This is a genomic window from Psychrobacter sp. CAL346-MNA-CIBAN-0220 (assembly GCF_040309805.1).
Classification (GTDB): Bacteria; Pseudomonadota; Gammaproteobacteria; order Pseudomonadales; family Moraxellaceae; genus Psychrobacter.
In genome coordinates this window covers 1-290 of the sequence record NZ_JBEOPF010000096.1, presented here as the reverse complement: position 1 = coordinate 290, position 290 = coordinate 1, and the positions used below count along the sequence as shown (strand labels likewise).

General features: G+C 46.6%; 1 protein-coding gene. It reads right to left on the bottom strand.

What is annotated here, in order from left to right; all coding sequences use genetic code 11:
* On the bottom strand, positions 1-290 hold a 290-nt coding region (locus tag AAEY88_RS12850; RefSeq protein ID WP_350563008.1), incomplete at both ends, for an SAM-dependent methyltransferase.

The window sequence follows — 290 nt, the reverse complement described above, 5'->3', positions numbered from 1 at the left end:
ATCTATTCCGGCGAGTAATAAGCTCAGTTGGCCATTTTTATACTCTATACCTTCTAGTTTTACCGCGCTCATACCAATGGCGTTAGGCCTAAAAGTGGCTCGCGTGGCAAACACGCCTTTGCGGGCATTACCACCTAAACGAGGCGGGCGCACCATAGCCGAATAGCCTTTGTCGGCTGTTTCATGAAAACGAAATAGCAGCCAAATATGGCTAAACTCATCAAGCCCGCGTACAAATTCTTCACGATTAAAGTCAGGCGCAAAAATAAGCTTTGCTTTAGCTTCTGGCA